The sequence below is a fragment of the Pantoea sp. JZ29 genome, assembly GCF_035190385.1.
GTDB lineage: Bacteria > Pseudomonadota > Gammaproteobacteria > Enterobacterales > Enterobacteriaceae > Pantoea > Pantoea stewartii.
Genome location: NZ_CP045241.1, coordinates 407709 through 431841 on the forward strand (window position 1 = coordinate 407709; position 24133 = coordinate 431841).

The window sequence follows — 24133 nt, forward strand, 5'->3', positions numbered from 1 at the left end:
ATTTAAATAACGAATAAAGTCATCTGGAGCAGGGCAGAGAGATCGTGTTAGCTTTACTTCGCAGCGCTTAACGCATGAGGAGCCCGGAATGACAACAGCACCACTTCGCTGGATAAACAATCTGCGTTTGCCCACCCGGGAAGGGCTGTGGCAGATAGAGATCGTGGAAGGAAAAATCGCCCGCATCACGGCGCAGCCTCAGCAGCTGTCAGCCGAGGGCGCAGCACTGGATGCGGAAGGCGGCCTGGCGTACGCGCCTTTTATTGAGCCTCATATTCACCTGGATACCACCCAAACGGCGGGTGAACCGGCCTGGAATCAGTCCGGCACGCTGTTTGAAGGTATTGAGCGCTGGGCAGAGCGGAAAGCCTTATTAAGTCATGAGGATGTAAAACGGCGCGCGATGCAAACGCTGAAATGGCAGATCGCGAATGGCATACAGTTTGTGCGCACGCATGTGGATGTGTCCGATCCGACGTTAACCGCCCTCAAGGCTATGCTGGAACTGAAAGCGGAGATGGCACCCTGGATCACGATTCAAATCGTGGCGTTCCCGCAGGAAGGCATTCTGTCTTACCCTAATGGCGAAGCGCTACTCGAAGAAGCGCTGCGACTCGGCGCGGATGTCGTCGGCGCGATTCCCCATTTTGAGTTCACGCGGGAGTACGGCGTGGAATCCCTGCATAAAGCGTTCGCGCTGGCCAACCGTTACGACAGGCTGGTGGACGTGCACTGTGACGAAATTGACGATGAGCAGTCACGCTTCGTCGAAACCGTTGCCGCGCTGGCACACCGTGACGGGATGGGTGCGCGCGTCACGGCAAGCCATACCACAGCGATGCACTCGTATAACGGGGCTTATACTTCTCGTCTGTTTCGCTTACTGAAGCTCTCCGGCATCAACTTTGTTGCCAATCCCCTGGTGAATATTCACCTACAGGGTCGCTTTGACAGCTATCCCAAACGCCGCGGCATTACCCGGGTGAAAGAGCTGCTGGAGGCGGAGATTAACGTCTGTTTTGGCCATGACGACGTGTTCGATCCCTGGTATCCGCTGGGTACAGGCAATATGCTTCAGGTGCTGCATATGGGATTACATGTGTGTCAGCTGATGGGGTACGAGCAAATTAATGCCGGGCTCGATCTGATTACACGCAACAGTGCCAACACGCTGAATTTAGCAGAGTACGGTATTCAGCGCGGTCATGACGCCAGTTTTATCATTCTGCCCGCAGAAAACGGTTTTGATGCGGTCAGGCGGCAGGTGCCGGTGCGTTATTCGCTTCGGCGTGGACAGGTCATCGCGGCGACGCAGCCCGCAGAGAGCAAAATCTGTCTGGACACTTGGGAAGCGGTGACCTTCAGGCGTTGAAGCAAAGGGCGGCGCGTTGCCGCCGCCCTGAGAGGATTAATGCGTGATATGACCGTGCGAGCGGTGTTTGGTCACCAGGCCCAGCAACGCACACATGATAAACACCACGGCGTACAGGCCATTTGCCGTTAGCAGCGCGCTGTGCACGCCGCTGTTTTTCACAATGGGTGACGTAACGACGAAGGTCAGCATGGTACCCACGGTGCCACAGGTCAGAATAAAGTTAACCAGCTTGGGAGACGCGACTTTGGTTTGTAGAGAGCCGAGCGTAATGATGGTGGTATAGATCGCGCTTGAGCTGAAGCCCAGCGTCAGAATAATCCACCGCAACATGCTTGCATCCTGGCTGCTTACGAACCAGTACATCAGCACCGTGGCCAGTCCTGCCAGTACCATCAGAATACGTTGCAGATCGAAGAAGCGCAGCAGGAAGCTGAATACCCACATGCCGACCATATAAGCGGTCCAGAAGCTTCCTACCAGTTGACCGGCATCATCAATATTCATGCCCATCACTTTGGTGGCATATTCAGGCACCCAGGAAATAAAGCCGAGCTGGCCAAGAATGTAGCATAAGGCGGCAATCGCCAGTAACAGTACGCCCAGTCCCCATTTTTCTTTTTCAACCGTTGGGCTGTTCTCTGGCTTACGCAGAACCGGAAACTCCACGAATAACGTCATGATAAAAATACCGACGTAAATGACGCCAATGCAGACGTAAACCCAGTACCACGGCAGATGACGTGCCAGTAAAATGCCGGCCAGAATCGGGAAAATGGTGCCAGCCATACTAAAGAAGGAGTCCGTGAACAGCAGGCGTGAACCCCGTTGGCGGCCTTCGTACATGTGGGTAATCAGGAACGTCCCAATCGACATGGTGATACCACTGACGACGCCCAGTACGAACATGCACAGCGAAAATACCGACAGATCCCGGCTGGTCATCAGTCCGATAACGGCTAATACCATCAGCACAAAGCCAAAAATCAACTGGCGCTTGAGCGGCACAATGACCATCAACCAGGCATTAAGGAAAACGGCAGCCAGGATGCCACTGTTCAGGAAAGTGAAGGTGTTACCCATACTGTCGATGGGAATCTGGAAATCTTTCGCGATATCACCCATTACCATACCGGTGACAATCACCAGGGCACCGGTGAGCGCATAGGAAAGAAAGCTAATCCAGGTAAGGCCGATACGATTACGATTTGTCATGTTCTGAACCTGTTGGGAAGCGGGAGCGTTGAAGCGGCAGAAATTGTAAACGGAACCGTGATCTTAATAAACTAAGAGTGAAAACTGTTGTCATTCATTTCATCAATACTGTGATTTTAGTCACGAAGCGGAAGCAATCTTTTTCAGGCGTTTTTGGGTGCGTTTAGCGTAAATATAGGTAAAACGCTGGCTCTTGTATTACATGCTCTTTACAATCAATATCGTTTTTGAGCTAGCTCTCCAAAGTAAGGAATTACTCATGTTTAAACGTACTTTGACAGCGGCAGTTGCCCTGTTAGCGCTCTCTTCTGTTTCTGCCTCAGCTTTAGCGGCCAAAGGTGATACGCATGTCCTGCTGACCACTTCTGCCGGTAACATCGAACTCGAACTGAATAATCAAAAAGCACCGATCTCCGTTAAAAACTTCGTTGATTACGTTAACAGTGGTTTTTACAACAACACGATTTTTCACCGCGTTATCCCGGGTTTTATGATTCAGGGCGGTGGCTTTACCAATGAAATGCAGCAAAAACAAACCAATGCGCCGATCAAAAATGAAGCGGATAATGGTCTGCGCAACCTGCGCGGCACCATCTCCATGGCGCGCACCTCCGACAAAGACAGCGCCACCAGCCAGTTCTTTCTGAACGTCGCTGACAACGCCTTTCTGGATCATGGTCAGCGCGATTTTGGCTACGCCGTCTTTGGTAAGATCGTGAAGGGCCAGGACGTCGTGGACAAAATCTCTCAGGTGCCAACCAAAGATGTCGGGCCTTACCAGAATGTTCCCGTCAAGCCGGTGGTCATTTTGTCGGCAAAAGTCCTGCCCTGATTGTCTTGATTGCCATCCCGTTTCCGGCAAAGGGAAAATTTGCTCTTATACTTAGGGCAAACCTGAGCAGGAGGCGGTATGGCAAATACACTTACAGACAAACAGAAGGCAGCGCTCTGGCGACAGCGGCGGAATGCCAGCTATCGGGCAAGCTGTCGGCTTGAAGGCTTTACCCTGACGGAACCGGAGGTTAAGGGTGAAGAGGCGGAAGCCCGTCTGGCCTCATTAAGGAGGCAATATGGCTGCTAATACTGCCGTCACGCAGGATCCCTACCTGTGGCAAAACGACACGGTCCTCAAAAACCGTCTCGATATTCATGATGAGGCACAGTTACGTAAAGCGGAACTGAGCTTTAGCGCCGCCCGGCTTGCCACACTTGAACTGGGCCCACCCAAAATCGGCCTGCCTTATCTGTGTCACATTCACCGTACGCTGTTTCAGGATGTCTACAGTTGGGCTGGCGAACTCCGCACGCTGGACATCTGGCGCGACGAAACCCCTTTTTGTCACTTCGAATATATCGAAAAAGAGGGTAATGCACTCATGGCCGCGCTAGAAGAAGAGAACGGCCTGGCCGATCTGCCTTTAGCTGAGTTTGCGAAACGCGTCGCCTGGTATTATTGCGAAATCAATATGCTTCATCCTTTTCGCGAAGGTAATGGCCGGGCGCAGCGTATTTTCTTTGAGCAACTGGCCCTGCATGCAGGTTACCTGCTGGAATGGGAAAAACTGAATCCGGAAGAGTGGGTCAGCGCCAGTCAGGCCGGTGCGGCAGGGGATTTACAACCGTTGGAAGACGTCTTTGCCAGCATCGTCAGCGAAGCGCATCCTGTCTGAACCCCGTTCCCGCCAGGGAGGCGAGCGCGTCTCCCTGCGCGTGGTAGTCTGTTTTCCTCACATCACACTCACGTCACACCGCATGATAAGATACGGCTCTGGTCCTCATTCCGGATGCCGGGCCTTGTACGTATCCTTCTGATCTGCCTGAAATCATAACCATGCTGCTGCTTATTGATAATTACGATTCTTTCACCTGGAACCTGTACCAGTATTTTTGCCAACTGGGCGCGAACGTTCAGGTGGTAAGAAATGATGCCATCACTCTGGATGAAATGACGGCGTTGCCGTTAACCCACCTGGTGATTTCACCCGGCCCCTGTACGCCCGATCAGAGCGGGATCTCATTACAGGCCATTCGCCACTTCGCCGGTCGCCTGCCGGTGCTGGGCGTTTGTCTGGGGCATCAGGCCATCGCCCAGGTGTTCGGTGCGCAGGTTGTGCGTGCGCGCGAAGTCATGCACGGTAAGACGTCTGCTGTTCAGCATAACGGCTGTGGTGTATTTCGCGGTCTGAATCAACCGCTGACCGTAACGCGTTATCACTCGCTGATTGTGAAAGCCGATACGCTGCCTGATGAATTTGACGTCACCGCATGGAGTTTACGTGACGGTCAGCCCGACGAAATTATGGGCATCCGCCATAAAACGCTGGCACTGGAAGGCGTGCAGTTTCATCCTGAAAGTATCCTCAGCGAACAGGGGCATCAACTGCTCGCTAATTTCCTGCAACAGTAAAGTTGTGTTTGCCTTTAAGTGATTTTTTATGCATATTTCATGATTATTATTTCATCATGAATCAACTCATCAGTTTGCGAGGTTGTCAATGGCAGCGGAAAACATTGCGGTAACACGGGAAACGTTCGATCAGGTTATTTTGCCTGTTTATGCACCTGCGCAGTTTGTACCGGTAAAAGGCAAAGGAAGCCGGGTGTGGGATCAGCAGGGTAAAGAGTATATCGACTTCTCGGGTGGGATTGCCGTTACCGCGCTGGGCCATTGTCACCCGGCGCTGATTGAAACCCTGAAGAAACAGGGCGAAACCCTGTGGCACACCAGCAATGTGTTCACCAATGAACCGGCTTTGCGCCTGGCCAGCAAACTGATTAACGCCACCTTCGCGGACAGAGTGTTTTTTGCCAACTCCGGCGCAGAAGCCAACGAGGCCGCGTTTAAGCTGGCGCGTTATTATGCCTGTAAACGTCATAGCCCGTTTAAAAGCAAAATTATTGCCTTCCATAATGCCTTTCATGGCCGGACGCTGTTTACGGTCACGGTAGGCGGCCAGCCAAAATATTCCGACGGTTTTGGCCCAAAACCCGCTGACATTGTGCATGTGCCCTTCAACGATTTGGCGGCAGTGAAAGCCGTTATCGACGACCACACCTGTGCGATTGTCGTTGAGCCCATTCAGGGTGAAGGTGGCGTCATGCCGGCCACGCCAGAATTTATGCAGGGGCTGCGTGAGCTCTGCGATAAACATCAGGCGTTGCTGGTGCTGGATGAAGTTCAGAGCGGTATGGGGCGCAGCGGTAAGCTGTTTGCTTATGAGCACTACGGCGTCACGCCAGACATTCTGACTTCGGCGAAAGCGCTGGGCGGTGGTTTTCCTGTCAGCGCGATGCTGACCACCGAAGAGGTGGCGTCAACGATGGCTCCTGGCGTGCATGGCACCACCTATGGTGGCAATCCGCTGGCCTGTGCGATTGCTGAAACCGCGCTGGATCTGATCAATACGCCAGACGTGCTGAACGGCGTGGAATCCCGTCGCCAGCAGTTTGTCGAGGCACTCAAGGCGATTGATGCCCGTTACGATCTGTTTAGCGATATTCGCGGCAAAGGCTTACTGGTAGGCGCGGCCCTGAAGCCGCAACATGCCGGAAAATCACGCGATATCCTCAATGCCGCCGCGGCTGAAGGCGTTATGGTGCTGGTGGCTGGTACGGATGTGATGCGTTTTGCCCCTTCACTGATTATTGAACCCGCCGATATTGAAGAAGGCATGGCGCGCTTTGCCAAAGCGGTCGGGAAAGTCCTGGCTGCCTGAGTTATTTTCGACCCAGACTGCGAATCAGCCAGCGACCATGATGCGGTCGCTGGTTCCACGCCAGCGATGAGATCGTGTGCATCACCTTAAGATGATCCAGAATGCGCCTGATGTGCTGCTCCAGTACTGTGACCGGTCCCTCGTTGATATCTTCAATCCCCTGTAACAGATCGGTTTGCGAACTTTCGCCGTCATATTCAAGCCGCTGCTGGCAACGCTGCAGCGCAATTTCACACCATTGCAGATAGTGCTCCGCCAGCGTAGGCGGCAGCATGGTATGTTCGCGTGCCAGAATCGTCATGGCGTTGATGTGCTCAACGATAAACTGGCTGTGCGTGACCCATAAACGCATATCCTGTAAATAGCGTGCGTTAAACCCCGGCTCCTGCATCGCCTGATTTAGTGAGTTAAAGACTGCATTGTGGGCCTGATTAACGTTAACGCGCTGATAGGCGAGTACCTCGGGAGACTGTTCCGGACCAAGCAACATGCGTAACGCGTCCTGGAAAGCCTCAAGCACATCATGTGCGTTCTGTCGTAGCAGGGCACTTTGCCATTGCGGCCAAAGCCATAACGTTCCGCCAAACGCAATCAGGCAGCCCATCAGGGTATCCAGCAGGCGCGGCAGTAAGAATTGTGCGCCGTTAAGTGACAGAAGTTGCAGGGTATATACCGCGGTGACCGTGAACCCCACCATCGACCAGCCGTAAAACTGGCGGGTAAAGCGATAGCTGATAAAGGTAATCACCAGCATGATGCTCAACACCAGCGGTTCAGGGACATCCAGCCGCAGCGAGGCTGCCGCAATCACCAGCCCGGCAAAGGTGCCCAGCGCACGGTGCTGAATACGCACCCGTGTGGCGCTGTAGTTACTCTGGCTGACAAACATGATGGTCATCAGAATCCAGTAGGGTTTGGGAATCGAAAAGAACAGCGCCAGCCCGCTACCCAGCATCAGCATCACAGAAAAACGTCCGGCCGTGCGCAGGGCAGAAGAGCGCAGCGAGAGATAGCTTCTGAGTGCGGGCAGAAGCGGTAAACGGCGCTGGCGATCCGCCATCAAATCACGCTGATAAAGGGGCTTTTGTGTACGCAGTACCCGTGCGATGCGGCTGAAGTGATAAAGGCAAAAATTTCCTACCGGATTGTCCGGGTGCTGACGGGCGATTTTTTCCAGTGCCCCCAGCTGCTTGTCCATATCAAAGCGACTGGACAGTTGGTGGTACAGGATGTTGTCTGCCAGCTCACGTAAACGGGCGGAAATGGTTTTCGCATTCCAGCGAATCACGGCCTCAGCATGGCTTTGTTCTACCAGTTTTTGCACTTCTTCTGGCTGATGCAGGCTGACAGAAATGTGCTCCTGTAAATCCAGTGCGACCTGAAAAGCGCGGGTCAGTCGCTTATGACTGTGATCGCGGCTGGCGGACAGCATATGCATCTGCTGATAACAGGTGTTGATGAGGTCGATTGCTTTTTGCTGCCGCGCCAGCAACGGTGGTAGCGCCTTCTCCGGATCGGTAAGTTGCGTCAGCAAGGTGTACTTGGCGTCACAATAGTTCGCCAGTTCGCGGTAAATCAGACTCAGGCTTTCACGCATTGGCTGCTCTTTCCACAGCCAAAACCAGAACCAGTTAAACAGGCCATACCACAGCGTACCGCCGATGTAGAGCAGGGGCGGTACGTAAATGGGCATGCGGCCAATCAGGCTGGTGGTAAATATCGCTGCGATCAGTGTGGCAGGGAGTAACCGTGCGTGCAGTGGGCTGATTTCACCTGTCACGCCCAGCAGCAAAGGCAGGGCGAAAAGAATAAGCGGTAAGGGCACGTCTTTAAACAGAAGCCACTGCATCAGTAAGCTACCCAGGGCAAACAGGCTGCCGCCGACAATCAGGCGTTTAAAGAAGCGTTTGTGGGGCGTATCCAGACCGGCAATATTGCAGCAGGCAGGCACCAATGAGAACAGCAATCCTTTTTGCAGATCGCCAAACAGCCAGCCGAGCGCGACGGGGAGACACAACACCAGTGTCTGGCGCAGGGCATAGTTAACTTCAGGGTGATAAATTATTCTTCGCCACATCGGCTCAACGCAAATAATTCACGGCATAACGTTGCCATTATGCCGTGAAGAATAAAGCTTAGCGCGTGCCGTAAACAACAATTGTTTTGCCGTGTGCGGAGATCAGATTCTGGTCTTCCAGCATCTTCAAAATACGTCCCACGGTTTCACGTGAACATCCCACGATTTGGCCAATTTCCTGACGCGTAATTTTAATTTGCATGCCGTCAGGATGCGTCATGGCGTCCGGCTGTTTCGCCAGGTTGAGCAACGTCTGCGCAATGCGACCGGTGACATCAAGGAACGCGAGGTTGCCCACTTTTTCCGATGTGACCTGCAGACGGCGCGCCATTTGCGAGGAGAGGCGCATGAGGATGTCCGGATTCACCTGAATCAGCTGACGGAATTTTTTGTAGGAAATCTCTGCCACTTCGCACGCGGTTTTCGCACGTACCCAGGCGCTGCGCTCCTGACCTTCTTCGAACAGGCCAAGCTCACCAATAAAGTCGCCCTGATTCAGATAGGACAGAATCATCTCCTTGCCTTCTTCATCCTTAATCAGTACCGCAACGGAACCTTTAACGATGTAGTAAAGCGTTTCCGCCTTTTCACCTTGATGAATGAGCGTACTTTTGGATGGATACTTGTGAATATGGCAATGGGACAGGAACCATTCAAGTGTAGGGTCTGTTTGCGGTTTGCCGAGAACCATTCGCTATTATCCTCTGTTGTAATCGTGCCCAAAATACAGGGCTCTGTTTCCCTGCCAGGCGATGTAAGCGTTAAGCGTCTTTCCATTCAGGAAATTATTCGGGCTGCATTCGGCGCAGTGCGCATCATTCTTCCCGGCTTCGTCTTCGGATGACGAAAAATATTTTCAGCTCTGTTTGTAGCACAGCTTACGTCGACTGTCTTGTGTTGTCTCGCTTCAGCAAGATGGCGTTTTCTCTGGATTGCTGTTTCCCAGGCAAAAGCGTACGCTGAGCCAAAACAGGGTATTCTGAGGTCAAAATTATGCAGGCACGCGTCAAATGGGTTGAAGGGTTAACATTCCTGGGGGAATCATCGTCCGGCCATCAGGTACTGATGGATGGCAATTCTGGCGACAAAGCGCCGAGCCCTATGGAGATGGTGCTGATGGCGGCAGGGGGATGCAGCGCCATTGACGTTGTGTCAATTTTGCAAAAAGGCCGCAACGATGTGGTTGATTGCGAAGTGAAACTATCGTCTGAACGTCGGGAAGAAGCCCCCCGCATCTTTACCCATATCAATCTGCATTTTATCGTCAGCGGCAACGCACTTTCGGATAAAGCCGTGGCACGCGCTGTCGATCTGTCAGCGGAAAAATATTGCTCTGTCGCCATCATGTTAGGCAAAGGCGTCAACATTACCCACAGCTACGAAGTGATCGCGCTGTAATCTCACAGAGGCCAGGCTGGCCTCTGTGCTTATTCAATCCGTTTCCCTTCCATGAGCCGTTTTACTAACGGCGCCATAATTAACTCCATCGCCAGTCCCATTTTGCCGCCGGGTACCACCAACGTGTTGATATTGGAAATAAACGATCCCTGCAGCATGGCCAGCAGATAGGGAAAATCAATGTCTTCCAGCCCCTGAAAGTGGATAACCACAAAGCTTTCATCCAGCGAAGGGATGGTGCGCGCGGCAAAGGGATTAGAGGTATCCACCGTGGGGACTCGCTGAAAGTTAATATGGGTTCGTGAAAACTGCGGCGTAATGAAATTGATGTAATCTTCCATGGAACGCACTACCGAATCCATCACCGCTTCGCGTGAATGGCCACGCTCGCTGGTATCGCGCACCAGTTTCTGAATCCACTCCAGGTTGACGATGGGCACGACGCCGACCAGCAAATCGACTTTTTCCGCCACATTGTGTTGTGCAGTCACCACGCCGCCGTGCAAGCCTTCATAAAACAGCACATCCGTATCCGGTGGTAACGGTTGCCAGGGCGTGAAGGTGCCGGGAACCTGATTCCAGGGAACGGCTTCATCATAGGTGTGCAGATACTTACGCGACTGACCCTTACCGTGTTCGCCGTATTCGATGAACGTTTGCTCCAGCAGGCCAAAATCATTCGCCTCCGGGCCAAAGTAGCTGATATGTCGCCCCAGATCGCGCGCTTTTCGGATAGCCATGTCCATTTCGGGTCGGGTAAAGCGGTGAAAACTGTCCCCTTCCAGTTCGGCAGCGTGCAAACCGAGTTGCTGAAAAATTTTACGGAACGCCAGGCTGGTGGTGGTGGTTCCCGCACCGCTGGAGCCCGTTACCGCGATAATCGGATGGCGTGCAGACATAGTTGAAGTCCCTGTGACGTCGGGCGATGAGCATTGTTAGCACGATTTTCCGTTCGTTGCATCAGCCACGAAACTCGCTTTTGCGCATGATGTTGACCGACTCGTGCAGTTCCGACCATACCAGAACGACCTCGCCGTGCTCCAGCTGACGACGCACATCGGCGACTTTTTCCGTCAGGCTGAGCTCCTGCTCGCCGTAATCCGTGCCTTCACGCAAAACAAACGCTTCGATAAGATTTTCAAGGGTTTCGGGAGAAACCTGTTCCCAGGGAATAATCACAGAATCAGTTATCCAGATAAGAGGAAATCCACTGTGGCACGCGCTGCTCCAGCCACAACCGAGGCTGACGCAGGGTGCCACTGACGAAACCAACATGCCCACCCTGCTGTGTCAGCTGATAGGTAATAGTGGCAGATAATTGCGCAGGCTGCGGGATCACCTCATCGCTCATAAACGGGTCATCTTTTGCATGGATGATGAGCAGCGGTTTTGTCACGAACTTAAGTCGCGGCATAGCGCTGGCGCGACGGTAATAATCCGTGGCGTCGGCAAAACCATGCGCCCGGGCCGTGATCGCGTCGTCAAAGTCCCGCAGACGGCGCAGGGCGTTAAGCTGAATGAGGTTCACCGGCAACGTGTCGGGCCAGGCCCGCAGTTTACGCTGGGCATTCTTTTTTAACTGGCTTAACAGGTAACGCTGATAAACCTGTGAAAAGCCGCGCTCCAGTCGGGCGCTGCAGGGTTCCAGCATCAGGGGCGCAGACACAATCACGCCCGCGTCAATCAGGGCTTCATCACCTTGCTGGCCTAACAGGCAACCGAGCATATTCCCGCCCAGCGAGAAGCCGACAGCAGTTGTGGGCACCCGGCCCCAGCGCGTCGTCAGCCAGTGCAGGAAAAAACGCGCATCCTCGGTTTCACCGGAGTGGTATATCCGGTTCAGACGGTTCGGCTCACCGCTGCAGCCGCGAAAATGCATTACTACTGCCAGCCAGCCACGCTGTTTGCACTGCAGCATCAGGCCATGAATATAGGGACTGTGGAAACTTCCCTCCAGGCCATGAAACAGCACCACGCGCGGTTTATGCCGGGCAAACTGAGGATCTTCACTCCAGGCCAAATCAACAAAGTCACCGTCAGGTAAATCCAGCCGCTGCCAGTGTGGCGTTAACCTTTTCGTCCGCCGTATCAGCCGCGGCAGAATGGTTTGCAGGTGCGGGTTGCCCAGACCGGGCAGGGGAATGAACGCCGCGTCGTCAGGGCCCGAAAATTTCATGTTGTAAAGGCTTGTCTGTTCCATATCACACTGTTAGCTTCGATAAGTTTTCACTAAGGGAGGAGAACCCGGGTTAATGGAACTCAGTCTGTTTTTATCATTATTAGGCTTTCTTTGGGTCGCGGCGATTACACCCGGACCTAATAATATGTTACTCACCGCCTCGGGGGCCAATTTTGGTTTTTTGCGCACCCTCCCGTTGATGATCGGCATTATGATCGGCATGCAGCTAATGCTGCTGCTGGTAGCGTTTGGCGTGGGTGGATTGATACTGCTTTATCCCTCCCTGCATCTCATCCTGAAAATTGCCGGTAGCCTTTACCTGCTGTGGCTGGCCTGGAAGATTGCCACCGCAGCCTATGAGAAGCTGGAAACCGATGCGGCGCCTGTCGCACCTATGCCGTTCTGGCAGGGAGGCTTATTACAACTGATCAACCCCAAAGCCTGGCTCATGGCGCTGGGTGCCGTCGCCAGTTTTAGTCTGGCCGGTGCGGGCTATCGCCATTCTGTCCTGTTAATTAGTCTTGGCATGGTTATGGTCAATCTGGTTGCAGGCGTTATCTGGATGGGCTTTGGTGCGATGATCGGCCGTATTTTACGTAGTCCCCGCGCCTGGAAACGCTTTAACCTGAGCATGGGGCTGTTAACGGCGGCCTGCGTATTGCTGATCTGGCACTGAGCTTAGCTGGATGCGCGCTCCAGGCGCGTCCAGGGCAACACTTCGCGAACAACCGGCGCATGCGGCTGGCGAATTTTTTTCAGCAACAGCTGCACGCTGCGCGCACCCAGTTGATACATGGGCTGTTCAATGGTGGTTAACGGTGGATTCAGGCTGCTGGTAAAGGGAATGCCGTCAAACCCCACGACGGCAAGGTCTTCCGGGACACGCAGGCCCGCCTCCAGCGCTGCATGCACCACGCCAACCGCCAGCACATCAGACACGGCAAATACCGCATCCGGCGGCTCCGCTAAACGCAACAATTCCTGCAATGCCCGACTGCCTTCTTCGCAGGTAATGCCTTCGGTATAGACGACATTCGTCCAGTCTGACCCCGATTGCGCAACGCCTTCTCGATAGCCTTGTTCGCGATATTGAGAATAGAGATAACGCATATCGCCATTCACCAGTGCAATGCGCTTACGGCCCCGGCCGGCCAGATAATGGACGGTATCACGTGCGGCGTCCAGATGATCGATGGAGACGGACGAGGCCGCAATCTCGGGATCAAACTCACAACACTGAATCCAGGGCGCATCACCGATAATATCGATCAGGCTTTGCAGCCCGGCGGCGGCATCCATCGTAATCACGCCGTCCACCACCTTGCCGGTCAGTAAGGTCAGGTAGGCCGACTCACGTTTAAACTGTGAGGCCGAATTGCACAGCAGAATATGGTAGCCGTGCATTTCTGCTTCAGCTTCGATGCCCTGAACAACTCGGGAGCAAAAAGGGTTCGTGATATCGGAGATCAGGACCAGCAGCATATGACTTTGCGAGGTTCGCAACTGACGCGCCAGCAGGTTTGGCTGATAGCCGCTTGTGGCAATGGCATCCAGCACTTTCTGTCGCGTATCTGCTTTTACCCCAGGATGCGCGTTAAGCACGCGGGATACCGTGGCTTTAGACACGCCAGCTAACAGGGCAACTTTGTCGATCGACATCGAACTCGCAAGCCTCACCGGGGAGCAAATAATAGCGCATATCAATAGCACAACCAGGATGTGAGCGCCTGACAAATTTATGGCTTTTTGTCTGAAATTTAATTTGCGTATAACGGCAATCTATTGCAGATGATGATCTAAGAATTTCTTTCTATTAGGGATAACTTTTAATTCCTTTATGAAATTACTTCTGCCAGCAACACTGCCCACATCATAAAAATGATGAGGAAAAATCATGCAGAAAGGGCGACTCACGATTCTGGCGGCGGTCCTGTCAGTGCTGGCGTTTCAGGCCAACGCGGTCAACGTAACGGTGGCTTATCAGACCTCCGCTGAACCCGCTAAGGTGGCGCAGGCGGATAATACGTTTGCCAAAGAGAGCGGTGCGACGGTCGAATGGCGCAAATTCGATAGCGGATCAGGCGTGCTTCGTGCGCTGGCATCAGGCGATGTCCAGATTGGCAATATTGGTTCCAGCCCACTGGCCGTTGCGGCAACGCAGCAACTCCCCATCGAAGCCTTTTTACTGGCTTCTCAGTTAGGCAATTCTGAAGCGCTGGTCGTGAAGAAAACAATCACCCGTCCCCAGGACCTGATCGGCAAGCGGATCGCCGTGCCCTTTATTTCGACCACCCATTACAGCTTGTTAGCGGCATTAAAACACTGGGGGATTAAGCCGTCTCAGGTTCAACTGGTCAATCTGCAACCGCCTGCGATTGTGGCGGCCTGGCAACGCGGGGACATTGACGGTGCTTACGTTTGGGCACCTGCGGTGAATGAACTGGAGAAAGATGGCACCGTTTTAACGGATTCGTCGCAGGTCGGGCGCTGGGGCGCACCGACACTTGATGTCTGGGTGGTACGCAAAGACTTCGCGCAGCAGCATCCGGATATCGTGACCGCCTTTGCCCGTAGCGCTATTGAGGCGCAGAAAGCCTACCTGGACCATCCCGAACAGTGGCTTAAACAGCCTGATAACCTCAGTAAACTTTCGCGCTTAAGCGGCGTGCCCGAGCAACAAATTCCTGGACTGGTTAAGGGCAACACCTATCTGACCGCCGCCCAGCAGGTGGCGCAACTGCAGCAGCCGGTGAACAAAGCCATCGTGGACACGGCGCAATTCCTGAAAGAACAGGGCAAGGTGCCGCAGGCCGGTAATGATTACAGCGCCTTTGTCACGAGTCGTTTTGTTGCGCCCCTGGTCAAGCCCTGAGGACATCGTCATGTTGCGAATAGCCCATCTGAACGCGAGCTATGGCGGACAGCCGGTATTACAGGACATCTCACTGCGCGTGGAGGATAACGCGCTGGTCGTTGTGCTGGGACCGTCAGGCTGTGGCAAAACCACGTTGCTGAACCTGATCGCCGGGTTTTTACCGGTCGAGTCCGGCAGTATTTCTCTGGACGGCAAGGCGATCCAGGGGCCAGGCGCCGATCGCGGCGTGGTGTTTCAGCATGAAGGCCTGCTGCCCTGGCGGAATGTGCTGGATAACGTCGCTTTCGGATTACAGATTGCCGATATGGCGCGCCAGCCGCGTGAAGCCCTTGCACGGCAGATGATAAAAAATGTTGGGCTGGAAGGCGCTGAAAAGCGGCATATCTGGCAGTTATCTGGCGGACAGCGTCAACGCGTTGGCATCGCCCGCGCGCTGGCTGCCGATCCCCGCCTGTTACTGCTCGATGAACCGTTTGGCGCACTTGATGCGTTTACCCGTGAACAAATGCAGACCTTGCTGTTAAGGCTGTGGCAGGACAGCGGTAAACAGATCCTGCTGATTACGCATGACATTGAAGAAGCCATTTTTCTGGCGAGCGAGCTGGTGCTGCTCTCTCCGGGGCCCGGTCGGGTACAGGAAACGCTGACGCTGAATTTTGGCCAGCGTTTTGTGGACGGCGAACCCTGCCGCAGCATCAAGTCTGATCCCGATTTCATCGCCCAACGGGAATATGTGCTGAACCGGGTATTTGCACAACGGGAGGCATTTGCATGAGTGCGATCATTAACGATGTGCCGACCCGCGCCCGGCGTCGTCGCCTGCGCTGGCCTTTCTCCCTGACGGCCACGCTGAGCACAGTGAGCCTGCTTGTGCTGTTGTTCATCTGGTGGAGCGTGACCACACTGGGGCTCATTGCGCCGCTGTTTCTGCCGTCGCCGCAGCAGGTGCTGAGTAAGTTACTGAGCGTTGCCGGTCCGCAGGGGTTTATGGACGCGACGTTGTGGCAGCACCTGTCAGCCAGCCTGACGCGCATGCTGATTGCGCTCAGCGCGGCGGCATTAACAGGCATTCCGGTGGGCATTGCGATGGGCGTCAGCCCGGTTTTACGTGCCCTGATCGATCCCCTGATTGAGCTCTATCGGCCCGTGCCGCCGCTGGCGTATTTACCGTTGATGGTCATTTGGTTCGGTATTGGTGAAACATCGAAAATACTGCTGATCACGCTGGCGATTTTCGCCCCGATAGTGCTGTCGACTGTGGCCGGTGTTCGCAACGCACAGCAGGTTCGTCTGCGCGCCGCGGCATCGCTGGGGGCGAATCGCTGGCAACGGCTGCGCTGGGTCATCCTGCCGGGTGCCTTGCCAGAAATACTGACCGGCTTACGCATTGGATTAGGTGTGGGCTGGTCAACGCTGGTGGCCGCCGAGCTCATTGCTGCCACGCGTGGGCTGGGCTTTATGGTGCAGTCGGCAGGGGAATTTCTGGCAACGGATGTGGTGCTGGCAGGGATCGCGGTGATTGCCATTGTGGCATGTAGTTTAGAACTGGGTCTGCGTGCGCTACAGCGCCGTCTGACGCCCTGGAACGGAGAGCAAAAATGAACGAAAAGTTAGCGATTACGCCTCTGGGCCCCTTTATCGGCGCGCAGGTCGGCAACCTTGATGTCTCGCGTCCACTCAGTGACGCGCAGTTTGAGCAGCTCTATCACGCCCTGCTGCGTCATCAGGTACTGTTTTTACGTGACCAGGCGATCACGCCCGAGCAGCATCGTGCGCTGGCCATTCGCTTTGGCGATCTTCATATCCATCCGGTTTATCCGCATGCGCCGGGCGTGGAAGAGATCATTGTCCTGGATACGCATCAGGATAATCCTCCGGATAATGATAACTGGCACACCGATGTGACGTTCATCCAGACGCCTCCGGCTGTGGCGCTGCTGGCGTCCAAAGTGTTGCCGGAGGCGGGTGGCGATACGTTATGGACCAGCGGTATTGCGGCGTATGAGGCGCTGTCTGCTCCCTTCAAAACCTTGCTGTCTGAACTCTATGCGGAGCACGATTTTACAAAGTCGTTTCCGGAATATAAACACCGTAAGACAGAAGAGGAACACCAGCGCTGGCAGCAGGCTGCGGCGAAAAACCCACCTGTGCAGCATCCTGTTATCCGGACGCATCCGGTTAGTGGGAAAAAAGCGTTGTTCGTCAATGAGGGTTTTACAACCCGAATTCTGACGCTGAGTCAGAAAGAGAGCGATGCATTACTGGGCTTTTTGTTTGCGCATAGCACGAAACCGGAGTTTCAGGTGCGCTGGCGCTGGCAGCCTAATGACCTGGCGATTTGGGACAATCGCGTCACTCAGCACTACGCCAATGCCGATTACTATCCGGCCCGAAGAGTGATGCAGCGCGCCACGGTATTAGGCGATAAGCCTTACTGAACCGTACCGCGAGTACACCGGTACGGTTGTGACGAAAGGTGATGCCGCCTCTGTCAGGAGGCGAGCATCGCTTCCAGTTTTTCCTGCGCGTCCAGCCAGGCCATTTCCACCTCTTCCAGCGCCGATTTACTTTCAGCCTGTTTTTGCAGGGCAGCCGTTAAATCAGCCTTGCGGCTGTGTTCGTACAGCGCGCTGTCTGCCAGCAGGTGTTCGGCGTCGGCCAGTTGGGCTTGCCACTTCGCCATCTGTTTTTCTAACTTCTCGATTTCTTTGCGCAAGGGCTGGGTCTGCGTTCGCAGCTCGGCTTCACGACGCTTTTGATCCTTACGGGCCTGAGCACTGTTACCATTGTCCTGTTTAGGCGCGGCCTCATTTTGCGTTTGCTGTTTTTGCAGGTCGCTCAGCCACTGCTGATAATCTTCCAGATCGCCCGGGAACACATCAACGCTGCCATCATGCACCAGATAGAGGTCATCGGTGGTGGCACGTAACAGATGGCGATCGTGCGATACGACAACCAGTGCGCCTTCAAAATCAATCAACGCCTCGGTTAATGCCTGACGCATGTCCAAATCGAGGTGGTTGGTGGGTTCATCCAGTAACAGCAGGTTGGGGCGCTGCCAGACAATCAGCGCCAGCACCAGCCGCGCTTTTTCGCCGCCAGAGAAGCGTTCGGTTACCTCTGTGACTTTATCGCCCTGAAAGCCAAAGCCGCCCAGATAATCCCGTAACTGCTGCTCGAGCACTTTCGGCGCAAGCCGTGAAAGATGTTGTAAAGGCGACTCATCGGCGCGCAGGAACTCCAGCTGATGCTGAGCGAAGTAACCCAGCTTGATCCCTTTCGCCAGGCCAATTTCGCCCGCTTTGGCGGCGAGTTCGCCCGCCAGCAGCTTAATCAGCGTTGACTTGCCGGCACCGTTGCGACCCAGCAGGCCAATGCGCGATCCCGGCACCAGGTTAAGTTTAATGGCGTTCAGAATAATGCGATCGCCATAGCCCGCGGTGACTTTATCCATTTTCAGCAGCGGATTCGGCAGGCTTTCGGGTGCGCGGAAGCTGAAGCTAAACGGATTATCCACATGGGCTGGCGCAATCAGCTCCATCCGTTCCAGCATCTTAATACGGCTTTGCGCCTGTTTGGCTTTGGTGGCCTGTGCACGGAAACGATCGATATATTTTTGCAGGTGCGCCACTTTTTCCTGCTGACTCTGGTATAACGCCTGCTGCTGGGCCAGTTTCGCGCCGCGCTGGCGTTCGAAGGAACTGTAGTTACCGGTGTACTCGGTCATCGTCTGCTGTTCGATGTGGATAATTTTGTCCACCACCGGATCGAGAAAATCGCGATCGTGCGAGATCAGAATCAGCGTGCCCTCATAGCTTTTTAGCCAGCGTTCCAGCCAGATCACGGCGTCCAGATCGAGGTGGTTCGTCGGTTCATCGAGTAACAACAGGTCCGATCGACACAGCAGTGCCTGGGCCAGGTTAAGACGCATGCGCCAGCCCCCCGAAAAATCACTGACCGGGCGCTGAAGCTGTTCCTGACTGAATCCGAGCCCGTGCAGCAGGCTTGAGGCGCGCGACTGAATCGTCCAGGCCTGAATGGTATCGAGCTTACCGTGAATCAGGGCGATGGCATTTCCGTCATTTCTGATGTTGGCCTCTGCCAGTTCTGCTTCAAGATGGCGGTATTCACGGTCGCCATCGATGACATAGTCAAGGGCGGCCTGGCTGAGGGCAGGCGTTTCCTGATTCACCCAGGCAAGCGACCAGTTACCGGGAAAGGTAAACGATCCCGCATCGCTGGTGATCTCACCTTTCAGCAACGACAGCAGGGTGGATTTTCCACAGCCGTTTTTACCCACCAGCCCGACTTTTTGGCCGGGATTGATGGTGGCGGTAGCGTTGTCGAGCAGGACGCGAACACCGCGGCGAATTTGTAGGGCAGAAAAGACAATCATAAGCGCCGTATCGTCAGAATATGTTAATTTACGTGCAACATAATTGGGTTTTTGTTGCGTTGTGCATGGTAGCGGAAATCCGCACCAATGACGACGCTTTGGAGGGAAAGGATGTCGCAGCCACCTAAGATTTTGCTGCTTTTTGCTCATCCGGAAGCGCAGGATTCCATCGCAAATCGTATTTTGCTGGACGCGGCCAGGCCCCTTGAGCATGTTACCGTTCATGACCTCTACGCCGCCTATCCGGATTTTTTTATCGATATCCACCATGAGCAACAGCTACTGCGTGAGCATGATGTGATTATTTTTCAACATCCTCTCTATACCTACAGCTGCCCGGCGTTACTTAAAGAGTGGTTAGATCGCGTGTTGTCCCGGGGTTTTGCTAACGGCATAGACGGAAACGCATTAGAAGGAAAGTACTGGCGCAGTATCGTCACAACCGGCGAACCTGAAACGGCCTTTCAGCAGCACGGACTGAACCGCTATTCCATGAATGACATTTTGCGACCTTTTGAGCTGACCGCACAGATGTGCCGTATGCACTGGATGTCGCCGATGATTATTTACTGGGCGCGCCGTCAGCAACCTGATTTACTCAAAAAATATGCCCGTGCCTATAGCGACTGGCTGGCAGCACCGCTGCCGAATGGAGGGTTATAAATGGAAGGACAAACGCTGCTGACCGCAGGAGTCATCTATCTCTTTGCGGCGGTGCTGATTGTACCGGTAGCGGCTCGCCTGGGGATTGGCGCAGTACTGGGGTACTTACTGGCCGGTATTGCCATTGGTCCGTGGGGACTGGGATTTATTAGTGACGTCGACGAGATTCTGCACTTTTCTGAACTGGGCGTTGTCTTTCTGATGTTTATCATCGGGTTGGAACTGAACCCGGCAAAGTTGTGGGCGCTGCGCCGTTCTATCTTTGGTATCGGTGCCGCGCAGGTGATTTTCTCCGCCGCCATTCTTGGCGCATTGCTGTGGCTGACAAACTTTGACTGGCGCGCGGCGGTAATCGGCGGGATCGGTCTGGCCATGTCATCAACAGCGATGGCCTTGCAGCTGATGCGGGACAAGGGCATGAACCGCAGCGAAGCGGGCCAGCTAGGGTTTTCGGTGCTGTTGTTTCAGGATCTGGCTGTTATTCCGGCGTTGGCACTGATTCCGCTTCTGGCCGGGAATGACAGCGGCAGCGTCGACTGGATGAAAGTGGGCATGAAGGTCCTGGCGTTTGCCGGCATGCTCGTCGGGGGCCGCTATTTACTGCGCCCCATTTTTCGCTACATCGCGGCCTCAGGCGTGCGTGAAGTGTTTACCGCCGCCTCGCTGCTGCTGGTATTGGGCTCCGCGTTGTTTATGGATGCGCTGGGGTTATCCATGGCGTTAGGCACCTTTATCGCCGGGATTCTGCTGGCGGAAAGTGAATACCGTCATGAGCTGGAAGTGGCGATCGAGCCGTTCAAAGGCTTACTGCTGGGGCTGTTTTTTATCTCGGTGGGCATGGCGCTGAACCTCGGGGTGCTTTATACCCACATTATCGCCATTTTACTGGGCGTACTGACGCTGGTGTCGGTCAAGTTACTGGTGCTGTATGTGCTGGCTCGAATCTATGGCTTACGCAGCTCTGAACGTCAGCAGTTTGCCGGCGTGTTGAGTCAGGGCGGCGAGTTTGCTTTTGTACTGTTCTCGGCGGCCTCGTCAGCCAGACTGTTTTCGGGCGACCAACTGCCGCTGCTGCTGGTTACCGTGACGCTGTCCATGATGACCACGCCGCTGCTTATGCAGGCAATTGATCGGCTGTTGGCGCGTCGCTTTAATGAAAGCGATGAAGACACTGAAAAACCCTTCGTTGAGGACGATCAGCCGCAGGTCATTGTGGTGGGCTTCGGACGTTTTGGTCAGGTAGTGGGCCGTTTGCTGATGGCAAACAATAAGCGCATCACCGTACTGGAGCGTGATATTAGTGCGGTCAACCTGATGCGCAAGTACGGCTACAAGGTTTACTATGGTGATGCAACGGAGCTGGAACTGCTGCGAGCGGCGGGTGCGGCTGATGCGCAGTCAATCGTCATTACCTGCAGCAATCCGGAAGATGCGATGACGATTGTGCATCTCTGCCAGCAACATTTTCCGCATTTGCAGATTATGGCGCGTGCCCGTGGTCGTGTGGAAGCCCACGAACTGCTGCAGGCGGGCGTGACGCAGTTCTCACGCGAAACTTTTTCCAGTGCGCTGGAACTGGGGCGTAAAACGCTTATGTCGCTGGGAATGCATCCTCATCAGGCTCATCGGGCACAGCAACACTTCCGCCGGCTGGATATGCGCATGTTGCGGGAGCTGATGCCTGTCCACTCTGATATGGCGCAGATTTCCCGTGTCCGCGAGGCGCGACGTGAACTGGAAGACATTTTTCAGCGTGAAATGCAGCATGAACGACGTCAGTTCCATGACTGGGATGACGATCAGTAATCAAAAGACACAGGTAGAACAGCATGCGTAAACGCTTTATTGCTGGTGCGGTATGTCCGCATTGTCAGGAAAAAGACACGCTGGCCATGTGGCGTGAAAACAATGTCGATGTCGTCGAGTGTGTGAAGTGCGGCCATCAAATGCGGGAAGCCGATAAACAGGCACGCGATCAGGTTCGCAGTAACGAGCAAGTGATCGGAATTTTCCATCCCGAGTAGCGAAATGGCCCAGCTTTTTTTAAGCTTAAGCACACAGCGGGATTGAATTCCGTTACAATTGACGCCATTAACGCTGAAGTCGCAAGAGAAAAAGAGTGCCTCTTGTACTCAGCCCCGAACCTTTCTGGTTGGTGTTATTGCACGCAAGAATAGACCAATGAGACGGGATCTTAGTTCTCAACGGTTAGGAGATATCATGAAAGTAGCAAAAGACCTGGTGGTAAGCCTGGCCTATCAGGTACGTACAGAAGACGGTGTGTTGGTTGACGAGTCACCGGTGAGTGCACCGTTAGACTATCTGCACGGTCATGGTTCCCTGATTTCTGGTCTGGAAAATGCGCTGGAAAACCACGTCGCGGGCGATAAGTTTGACGTGCATATCCCGGCAAATGACGCGTACGGTCAGTACGATGACAACCTGGTACAGCGCGTACCAAAAGACGTCTTTATGGGCGTTGACGAATTACAGGTTGGCATGCGTTTCCTGGCGGAAACCGATCAGGGTCCGGTGCCGGTTGAAATCACCGAAGTGGAAGACGACCATGTTGTGGTTGACGGTAACCACATGCTGGCGGGTCAGAACCTGAACTTTAACGTTGAGGTGGTTGCGATTCGTGAAGCCACACCGGAAGAGCTGGCACACGGCCATGTTCACGGTGCAGATGGTCATCATCACGACCATGACCATGACCACGGTAAAGGTGGTTGCGGAACGGGCGGTTGTGGCTGCAGCCACTAAGTCCGACGCGGTAGTGCAGGGCCACCTTCGGGTGGCCTTACTTTTTGTGGCATTTTATTGTCAGCAGGCCTCGGCAGAGCGGGCCTGCCGACAGTCAGCCTGACCTGTCACGGATGGATCAGTAATGCGGCGGCGGGGTTTCTTCTGAAGCATCGGCAATCATCGACGGCGCGCTGGCTTTAAACTTCTCAAGTAACAGGCGCATATGTTCGCGCATCTTACTCATTTCAAGTTCATGCTGAACGACGGTATTGTTCAGTTGATCGATAGTGATCTCCTGAAAGGCCAGCTTGCTTTCAAGCGCTTCAATACGTTGTTCCCACTCTGACTGTTGCATGATCTTTTCTCCTGTTAAGGGGCTACTCAGCGCATGATTCTAAAGGCTGGCGTTGCAGAATTGCCCTATTTATTCGCTTTTATTTGGTGTTTAGCTTGAAAAAGGGTCAGATGACATCATCTCTGGTGAAACTTCCTGATGCAAAAAAGGTCGGAAGTAGACCAGATAATTACGTTGTGGGAGTGTTCGTCACTGCCACGTAAAGTTATAGTGTGGGCCCTCAGTCCGCAATGATTCCCGAGGTGAGAGGCTTCGGTTTTGGAGAAAGGATGAAATCACTGTTTAAAGTCACATTGTTAGCTACCACCATGGCCGTCGCGCTGAATGCTCCGCTGGCAATGGCTGCAGAAACAGCAGCAGCTCCGGCCGCTGCCGATGCTCCACAGTCTGCTCCTCAGGCTCCAAAAAATGCCGCCTTCAAAAATGAAGATCAGCAATCTGCATACGCTTTGGGTGCGTCACTGGGCCGTTATATGGACAACTCCCTGAAAGAACAGGAGAAGTTGGGCATCAAGCTGGACAAGCAGCAACTGATTGCCGGTGTTCAGGACGCGTTTGGCGGCAAGAGCAAGCTGTCTGACGAAGAAATCGAGCAAACCCTGCAGGCGTTCGAAGCCCGCGTGAAAGGCGCGGCGTCAGCCAAGATGGAAAAAGACGCAAAAGAAAATGCCGAGAAGGGTGAAGCTTACAGCGCTAAGTTTGCTAAAGAGAGCGGCGTGAAGAAGACCGAAAGTGGTCTGCTGTATAAGGTTGAGAAAGAAGGGACCGGTGAGGCACCAAAAGACAGCGATACAGTCGTTGTAAACTACAAAGGTACCCTGATCGACGGCACCGAGTTTGATAACTCTTACACGCGCGGTGAGCCCCTGTCTTTCCGTCTTGACGGCGTGATTCCAGGCTGGACTGAAGGCCTGAAGCACGTTAAGAAAGGCGGTAAGATCAAGCTGGTTATCCCACCAAACCTGGCATACGGTAAAAACGGTGTTCCGGGCATCCCGGCTAACTCCACGCTGGTGTTTGACGTTGAGCTGCTTGATATCAAACCGGCACCAAAAGCGGATGAAAAAACGCAGGCACCTGCTGCTGACGCGAAGAAATCCCAGTAATCTGTCTGCCGCCACCTTCGGGTGGCGGTTTCTCTT

The 24133-nt window shown here is 54.1% G+C and carries 26 protein-coding genes; 17 read left to right on the top strand and 9 right to left on the bottom strand.

Features of this window, described 5'->3' with window-relative positions:
• The first annotated feature begins 88 nt into the window (after positions 1–88).
• Entirely contained in the window at positions 89–1372 is a 1284-nt protein-coding gene (locus tag GC090_RS01860; protein ID WP_324020763.1) for a cytosine deaminase, read from the top strand.
• A 36-nt stretch (positions 1373–1408) separates the two neighbouring features.
• Here GC090_RS01860 and tsgA read toward each other — a convergent pair whose 3' ends face one another.
• Positions 1409–2587 carry an MFS transporter TsgA gene (gene tsgA, locus GC090_RS01865; RefSeq protein WP_006120993.1) on the bottom strand — a complete coding sequence of 393 codons (1179 nt, stop codon included), beginning with the start codon at positions 2585–2587 and terminating at the stop codon, positions 1409–1411.
• Between the two features lie 259 nt (positions 2588–2846).
• Between tsgA and ppiA the strand changes: the two genes are divergently transcribed.
• The 5 genes from ppiA to argD all read left to right on the top strand — a co-directional run bounded on the left by ppiA (position 2847) and on the right by argD (position 6303).
• A complete protein-coding gene (gene ppiA / locus GC090_RS01870) occupies positions 2847–3419 on the top strand; it encodes a peptidylprolyl isomerase A (protein ID WP_033741562.1) in 573 nt (190 codons plus the stop codon).
• Positions 3420–3497: 78 nt separating this feature from the next.
• Complete coding sequence (locus GC090_RS01875) at positions 3498–3668, top strand: FicA/YhfG family antitoxin (RefSeq protein WP_006120991.1); 171 nt, start codon at positions 3498–3500, stop codon at positions 3666–3668.
• On the top strand, positions 3658–4257 hold the full coding sequence (locus tag GC090_RS01880) for a putative adenosine monophosphate-protein transferase Fic (RefSeq protein WP_006120990.1): 600 nt from the start codon (positions 3658–3660) through the stop codon (positions 4255–4257). The genes GC090_RS01875 and GC090_RS01880 overlap by 11 nt, the downstream gene beginning before the upstream one ends.
• Positions 4258–4418: 161 nt before the next feature.
• Entirely contained in the window at positions 4419–4994 is a 576-nt protein-coding gene (locus GC090_RS01885; RefSeq protein ID WP_006122311.1) for an aminodeoxychorismate synthase component II, read from the top strand.
• 88 nt (positions 4995–5082) lie between these two features.
• Complete coding sequence (argD, locus tag GC090_RS01890; protein ID WP_033741559.1) at positions 5083–6303, top strand: bifunctional acetylornithine/succinyldiaminopimelate transaminase; 1221 nt, start codon at positions 5083–5085, stop codon at positions 6301–6303.
• Position 6304: 1 nt separating this feature from the next.
• Here argD and GC090_RS01895 read toward each other — a convergent pair whose 3' ends face one another.
• Together GC090_RS01895 and crp are read right to left on the bottom strand one after the other, a co-directional pair.
• Positions 6305–8380: a YccS/YhfK family putative transporter gene (locus tag GC090_RS01895; RefSeq protein WP_033741557.1), complete on the bottom strand. Its 2076-nt coding sequence runs from the start codon at positions 8378–8380 to the stop codon at positions 6305–6307.
• Between the two features lie 58 nt (positions 8381–8438).
• A complete protein-coding gene (gene crp, locus GC090_RS01900) occupies positions 8439–9071 on the bottom strand; it encodes a cAMP-activated global transcriptional regulator CRP (RefSeq protein ID WP_000242758.1) in 633 nt (210 codons plus the stop codon).
• 302 nt (positions 9072–9373) lie between these two features.
• Here crp and GC090_RS01905 point away from each other — a divergent pair, with 302 nt between their 5' ends.
• Positions 9374–9778 (top strand): OsmC family protein, encoded by a 405-nt coding sequence (locus GC090_RS01905; protein WP_033741554.1) that lies wholly within the window; start codon positions 9374–9376, stop codon positions 9776–9778.
• A gap of 29 nt (positions 9779–9807) precedes the next feature.
• Here the strand turns inward: GC090_RS01905 and GC090_RS01910 are convergent, their stop codons facing one another.
• From GC090_RS01910 to GC090_RS01920, 3 genes are all read right to left on the bottom strand, one after another.
• A complete protein-coding gene (locus tag GC090_RS01910) occupies positions 9808–10677 on the bottom strand; it encodes a phosphoribulokinase (protein WP_033741552.1) in 870 nt (289 codons plus the stop codon).
• Between the two features lie 61 nt (positions 10678–10738).
• Positions 10739–10957, bottom strand: a complete 219-nt coding sequence (locus GC090_RS01915) for a YheU family protein (RefSeq protein WP_006120556.1) — start codon at positions 10955–10957, stop codon at positions 10739–10741.
• Positions 10958–10961: 4 nt separating this feature from the next.
• The gene (locus GC090_RS01920) at positions 10962–11978 is read right to left on the bottom strand and encodes a hydrolase (protein WP_006120557.1); all 1017 of its coding nucleotides are present in this window, start codon (positions 11976–11978) and stop codon (positions 10962–10964) included.
• Positions 11979–12030: 52 nt separating this feature from the next.
• On the opposite strand from GC090_RS01920, the gene GC090_RS01925 reads away from it, so the two are divergent.
• The gene (locus tag GC090_RS01925; RefSeq protein WP_033741549.1) at positions 12031–12633 is read left to right on the top strand and encodes a LysE family translocator; all 603 of its coding nucleotides are present in this window, start codon (positions 12031–12033) and stop codon (positions 12631–12633) included.
• 2 nt (positions 12634–12635) lie between these two features.
• On the opposite strand, the gene GC090_RS01930 is transcribed toward GC090_RS01925, so the two are convergent.
• The gene (locus GC090_RS01930; protein ID WP_006120559.1) at positions 12636–13616 is read right to left on the bottom strand and encodes a LacI family DNA-binding transcriptional regulator; all 981 of its coding nucleotides are present in this window, start codon (positions 13614–13616) and stop codon (positions 12636–12638) included.
• A gap of 235 nt (positions 13617–13851) precedes the next feature.
• Here GC090_RS01930 and tauA point away from each other — a divergent pair, with 235 nt between their 5' ends.
• Genes tauA through tauD form a run of 4 tightly spaced genes read left to right on the top strand, consistent with a single transcriptional unit; the run spans position 13852 to position 17270 of the window.
• Entirely contained in the window at positions 13852–14829 is a 978-nt protein-coding gene (gene tauA, locus GC090_RS01935) for a taurine ABC transporter substrate-binding protein (RefSeq protein ID WP_033741547.1), read from the top strand.
• 10 nt (positions 14830–14839) lie between these two features.
• Positions 14840–15607, top strand: a complete 768-nt coding sequence (gene tauB, locus GC090_RS01940; protein ID WP_324020765.1) for a taurine ABC transporter ATP-binding subunit — start codon at positions 14840–14842, stop codon at positions 15605–15607.
• Positions 15604–16434: a taurine ABC transporter permease TauC gene (tauC, locus tag GC090_RS01945; protein ID WP_006120562.1), complete on the top strand. Its 831-nt coding sequence runs from the start codon at positions 15604–15606 to the stop codon at positions 16432–16434. Before tauB ends, tauC begins: the two co-directional genes overlap by 4 nt.
• Entirely contained in the window at positions 16431–17270 is an 840-nt protein-coding gene (gene tauD / locus GC090_RS01950) for a taurine dioxygenase (protein WP_205952370.1), read from the top strand. Before tauC ends, tauD begins: the two co-directional genes overlap by 4 nt.
• A gap of 53 nt (positions 17271–17323) precedes the next feature.
• Here the strand turns inward: tauD and GC090_RS01955 are convergent, their stop codons facing one another.
• Complete coding sequence (locus tag GC090_RS01955) at positions 17324–19228, bottom strand: ABC transporter ATP-binding protein (RefSeq protein ID WP_058701411.1); 1905 nt, start codon at positions 19226–19228, stop codon at positions 17324–17326.
• A 111-nt stretch (positions 19229–19339) separates the two neighbouring features.
• On the opposite strand from GC090_RS01955, the gene kefG reads away from it, so the two are divergent.
• The 4 genes from kefG to slyD all read left to right on the top strand — a co-directional run bounded on the left by kefG (position 19340) and on the right by slyD (position 22654).
• Entirely contained in the window at positions 19340–19891 is a 552-nt protein-coding gene (kefG, locus tag GC090_RS01960) for a glutathione-regulated potassium-efflux system ancillary protein KefG (protein ID WP_006120565.1), read from the top strand.
• Complete coding sequence (gene kefB / locus GC090_RS01965) at positions 19892–21697, top strand: glutathione-regulated potassium-efflux system protein KefB (protein ID WP_006120566.1); 1806 nt, start codon at positions 19892–19894, stop codon at positions 21695–21697. It begins immediately after the preceding gene.
• Positions 21698–21720: 23 nt separating this feature from the next.
• Positions 21721–21915: a YheV family putative zinc ribbon protein gene (locus tag GC090_RS01970; RefSeq protein ID WP_006120567.1), complete on the top strand. Its 195-nt coding sequence runs from the start codon at positions 21721–21723 to the stop codon at positions 21913–21915.
• A gap of 196 nt (positions 21916–22111) precedes the next feature.
• Positions 22112–22654: a peptidylprolyl isomerase gene (slyD, locus tag GC090_RS01975; protein WP_054686935.1), complete on the top strand. Its 543-nt coding sequence runs from the start codon at positions 22112–22114 to the stop codon at positions 22652–22654.
• Between the two features lie 118 nt (positions 22655–22772).
• Here the strand turns inward: slyD and GC090_RS01980 are convergent, their stop codons facing one another.
• Positions 22773–22991, bottom strand: coding sequence for a protein SlyX (locus GC090_RS01980; RefSeq protein ID WP_006120569.1), 219 nt, complete (start codon positions 22989–22991; stop codon positions 22773–22775).
• A 269-nt stretch (positions 22992–23260) separates the two neighbouring features.
• On the opposite strand from GC090_RS01980, the gene fkpA reads away from it, so the two are divergent.
• Entirely contained in the window at positions 23261–24097 is an 837-nt protein-coding gene (gene fkpA, locus GC090_RS01985) for an FKBP-type peptidyl-prolyl cis-trans isomerase (RefSeq protein WP_006120570.1), read from the top strand.
• The last annotated feature ends 36 nt before the right edge of the window (positions 24098–24133 follow it).

Excerpts from the sequence above, each read along its gene's own strand:
- GC090_RS01860 (WP_324020763.1), top strand. The coding sequence starts at position 89 with ATGACAACAGCACCACTTCGCTGGATAAACAATCTGCGTTTGCCCACC.
- tsgA (WP_006120993.1), bottom strand. The coding sequence starts at position 2,587 with ATGACAAATCGTAATCGTATCGGCCTTACCTGGATTAGCTTTCTTTCC.
- ppiA (WP_033741562.1), top strand. The coding sequence starts at position 2,847 with ATGTTTAAACGTACTTTGACAGCGGCAGTTGCCCTGTTAGCGCTCTCT.
- GC090_RS01875 (WP_006120991.1), top strand. The coding sequence starts at position 3,498 with ATGGCAAATACACTTACAGACAAACAGAAGGCAGCGCTCTGGCGACAG.
- GC090_RS01880 (WP_006120990.1), top strand. The coding sequence starts at position 3,658 with ATGGCTGCTAATACTGCCGTCACGCAGGATCCCTACCTGTGGCAAAAC.
- GC090_RS01885 (WP_006122311.1), top strand. The coding sequence starts at position 4,419 with ATGCTGCTGCTTATTGATAATTACGATTCTTTCACCTGGAACCTGTAC.
- argD (WP_033741559.1), top strand. The coding sequence starts at position 5,083 with ATGGCAGCGGAAAACATTGCGGTAACACGGGAAACGTTCGATCAGGTT.
- GC090_RS01895 (WP_033741557.1), bottom strand. The coding sequence starts at position 8,380 with ATGTGGCGAAGAATAATTTATCACCCTGAAGTTAACTATGCCCTGCGC.
- crp (WP_000242758.1), bottom strand. The coding sequence starts at position 9,071 with ATGGTTCTCGGCAAACCGCAAACAGACCCTACACTTGAATGGTTCCTG.
- GC090_RS01905 (WP_033741554.1), top strand. The coding sequence starts at position 9,374 with ATGCAGGCACGCGTCAAATGGGTTGAAGGGTTAACATTCCTGGGGGAA.
- GC090_RS01910 (WP_033741552.1), bottom strand. The coding sequence starts at position 10,677 with ATGTCTGCACGCCATCCGATTATCGCGGTAACGGGCTCCAGCGGTGCG.
- GC090_RS01920 (WP_006120557.1), bottom strand. The coding sequence starts at position 11,978 with ATGGAACAGACAAGCCTTTACAACATGAAATTTTCGGGCCCTGACGAC.
- GC090_RS01925 (WP_033741549.1), top strand. The coding sequence starts at position 12,031 with ATGGAACTCAGTCTGTTTTTATCATTATTAGGCTTTCTTTGGGTCGCG.
- GC090_RS01930 (WP_006120559.1), bottom strand. The coding sequence starts at position 13,616 with ATGTCGATCGACAAAGTTGCCCTGTTAGCTGGCGTGTCTAAAGCCACG.
- tauA (WP_033741547.1), top strand. The coding sequence starts at position 13,852 with ATGCAGAAAGGGCGACTCACGATTCTGGCGGCGGTCCTGTCAGTGCTG.
- tauB (WP_324020765.1), top strand. The coding sequence starts at position 14,840 with ATGTTGCGAATAGCCCATCTGAACGCGAGCTATGGCGGACAGCCGGTA.
- tauC (WP_006120562.1), top strand. The coding sequence starts at position 15,604 with ATGAGTGCGATCATTAACGATGTGCCGACCCGCGCCCGGCGTCGTCGC.
- tauD (WP_205952370.1), top strand. The coding sequence starts at position 16,431 with ATGAACGAAAAGTTAGCGATTACGCCTCTGGGCCCCTTTATCGGCGCG.
- GC090_RS01955 (WP_058701411.1), bottom strand. The coding sequence starts at position 19,228 with ATGATTGTCTTTTCTGCCCTACAAATTCGCCGCGGTGTTCGCGTCCTG.
- kefG (WP_006120565.1), top strand. The coding sequence starts at position 19,340 with ATGTCGCAGCCACCTAAGATTTTGCTGCTTTTTGCTCATCCGGAAGCG.
- kefB (WP_006120566.1), top strand. The coding sequence starts at position 19,892 with ATGGAAGGACAAACGCTGCTGACCGCAGGAGTCATCTATCTCTTTGCG.
- GC090_RS01970 (WP_006120567.1), top strand. The coding sequence starts at position 21,721 with ATGCGTAAACGCTTTATTGCTGGTGCGGTATGTCCGCATTGTCAGGAA.
- slyD (WP_054686935.1), top strand. The coding sequence starts at position 22,112 with ATGAAAGTAGCAAAAGACCTGGTGGTAAGCCTGGCCTATCAGGTACGT.
- GC090_RS01980 (WP_006120569.1), bottom strand. The coding sequence starts at position 22,991 with ATGCAACAGTCAGAGTGGGAACAACGTATTGAAGCGCTTGAAAGCAAG.
- fkpA (WP_006120570.1), top strand. The coding sequence starts at position 23,261 with ATGAAATCACTGTTTAAAGTCACATTGTTAGCTACCACCATGGCCGTC.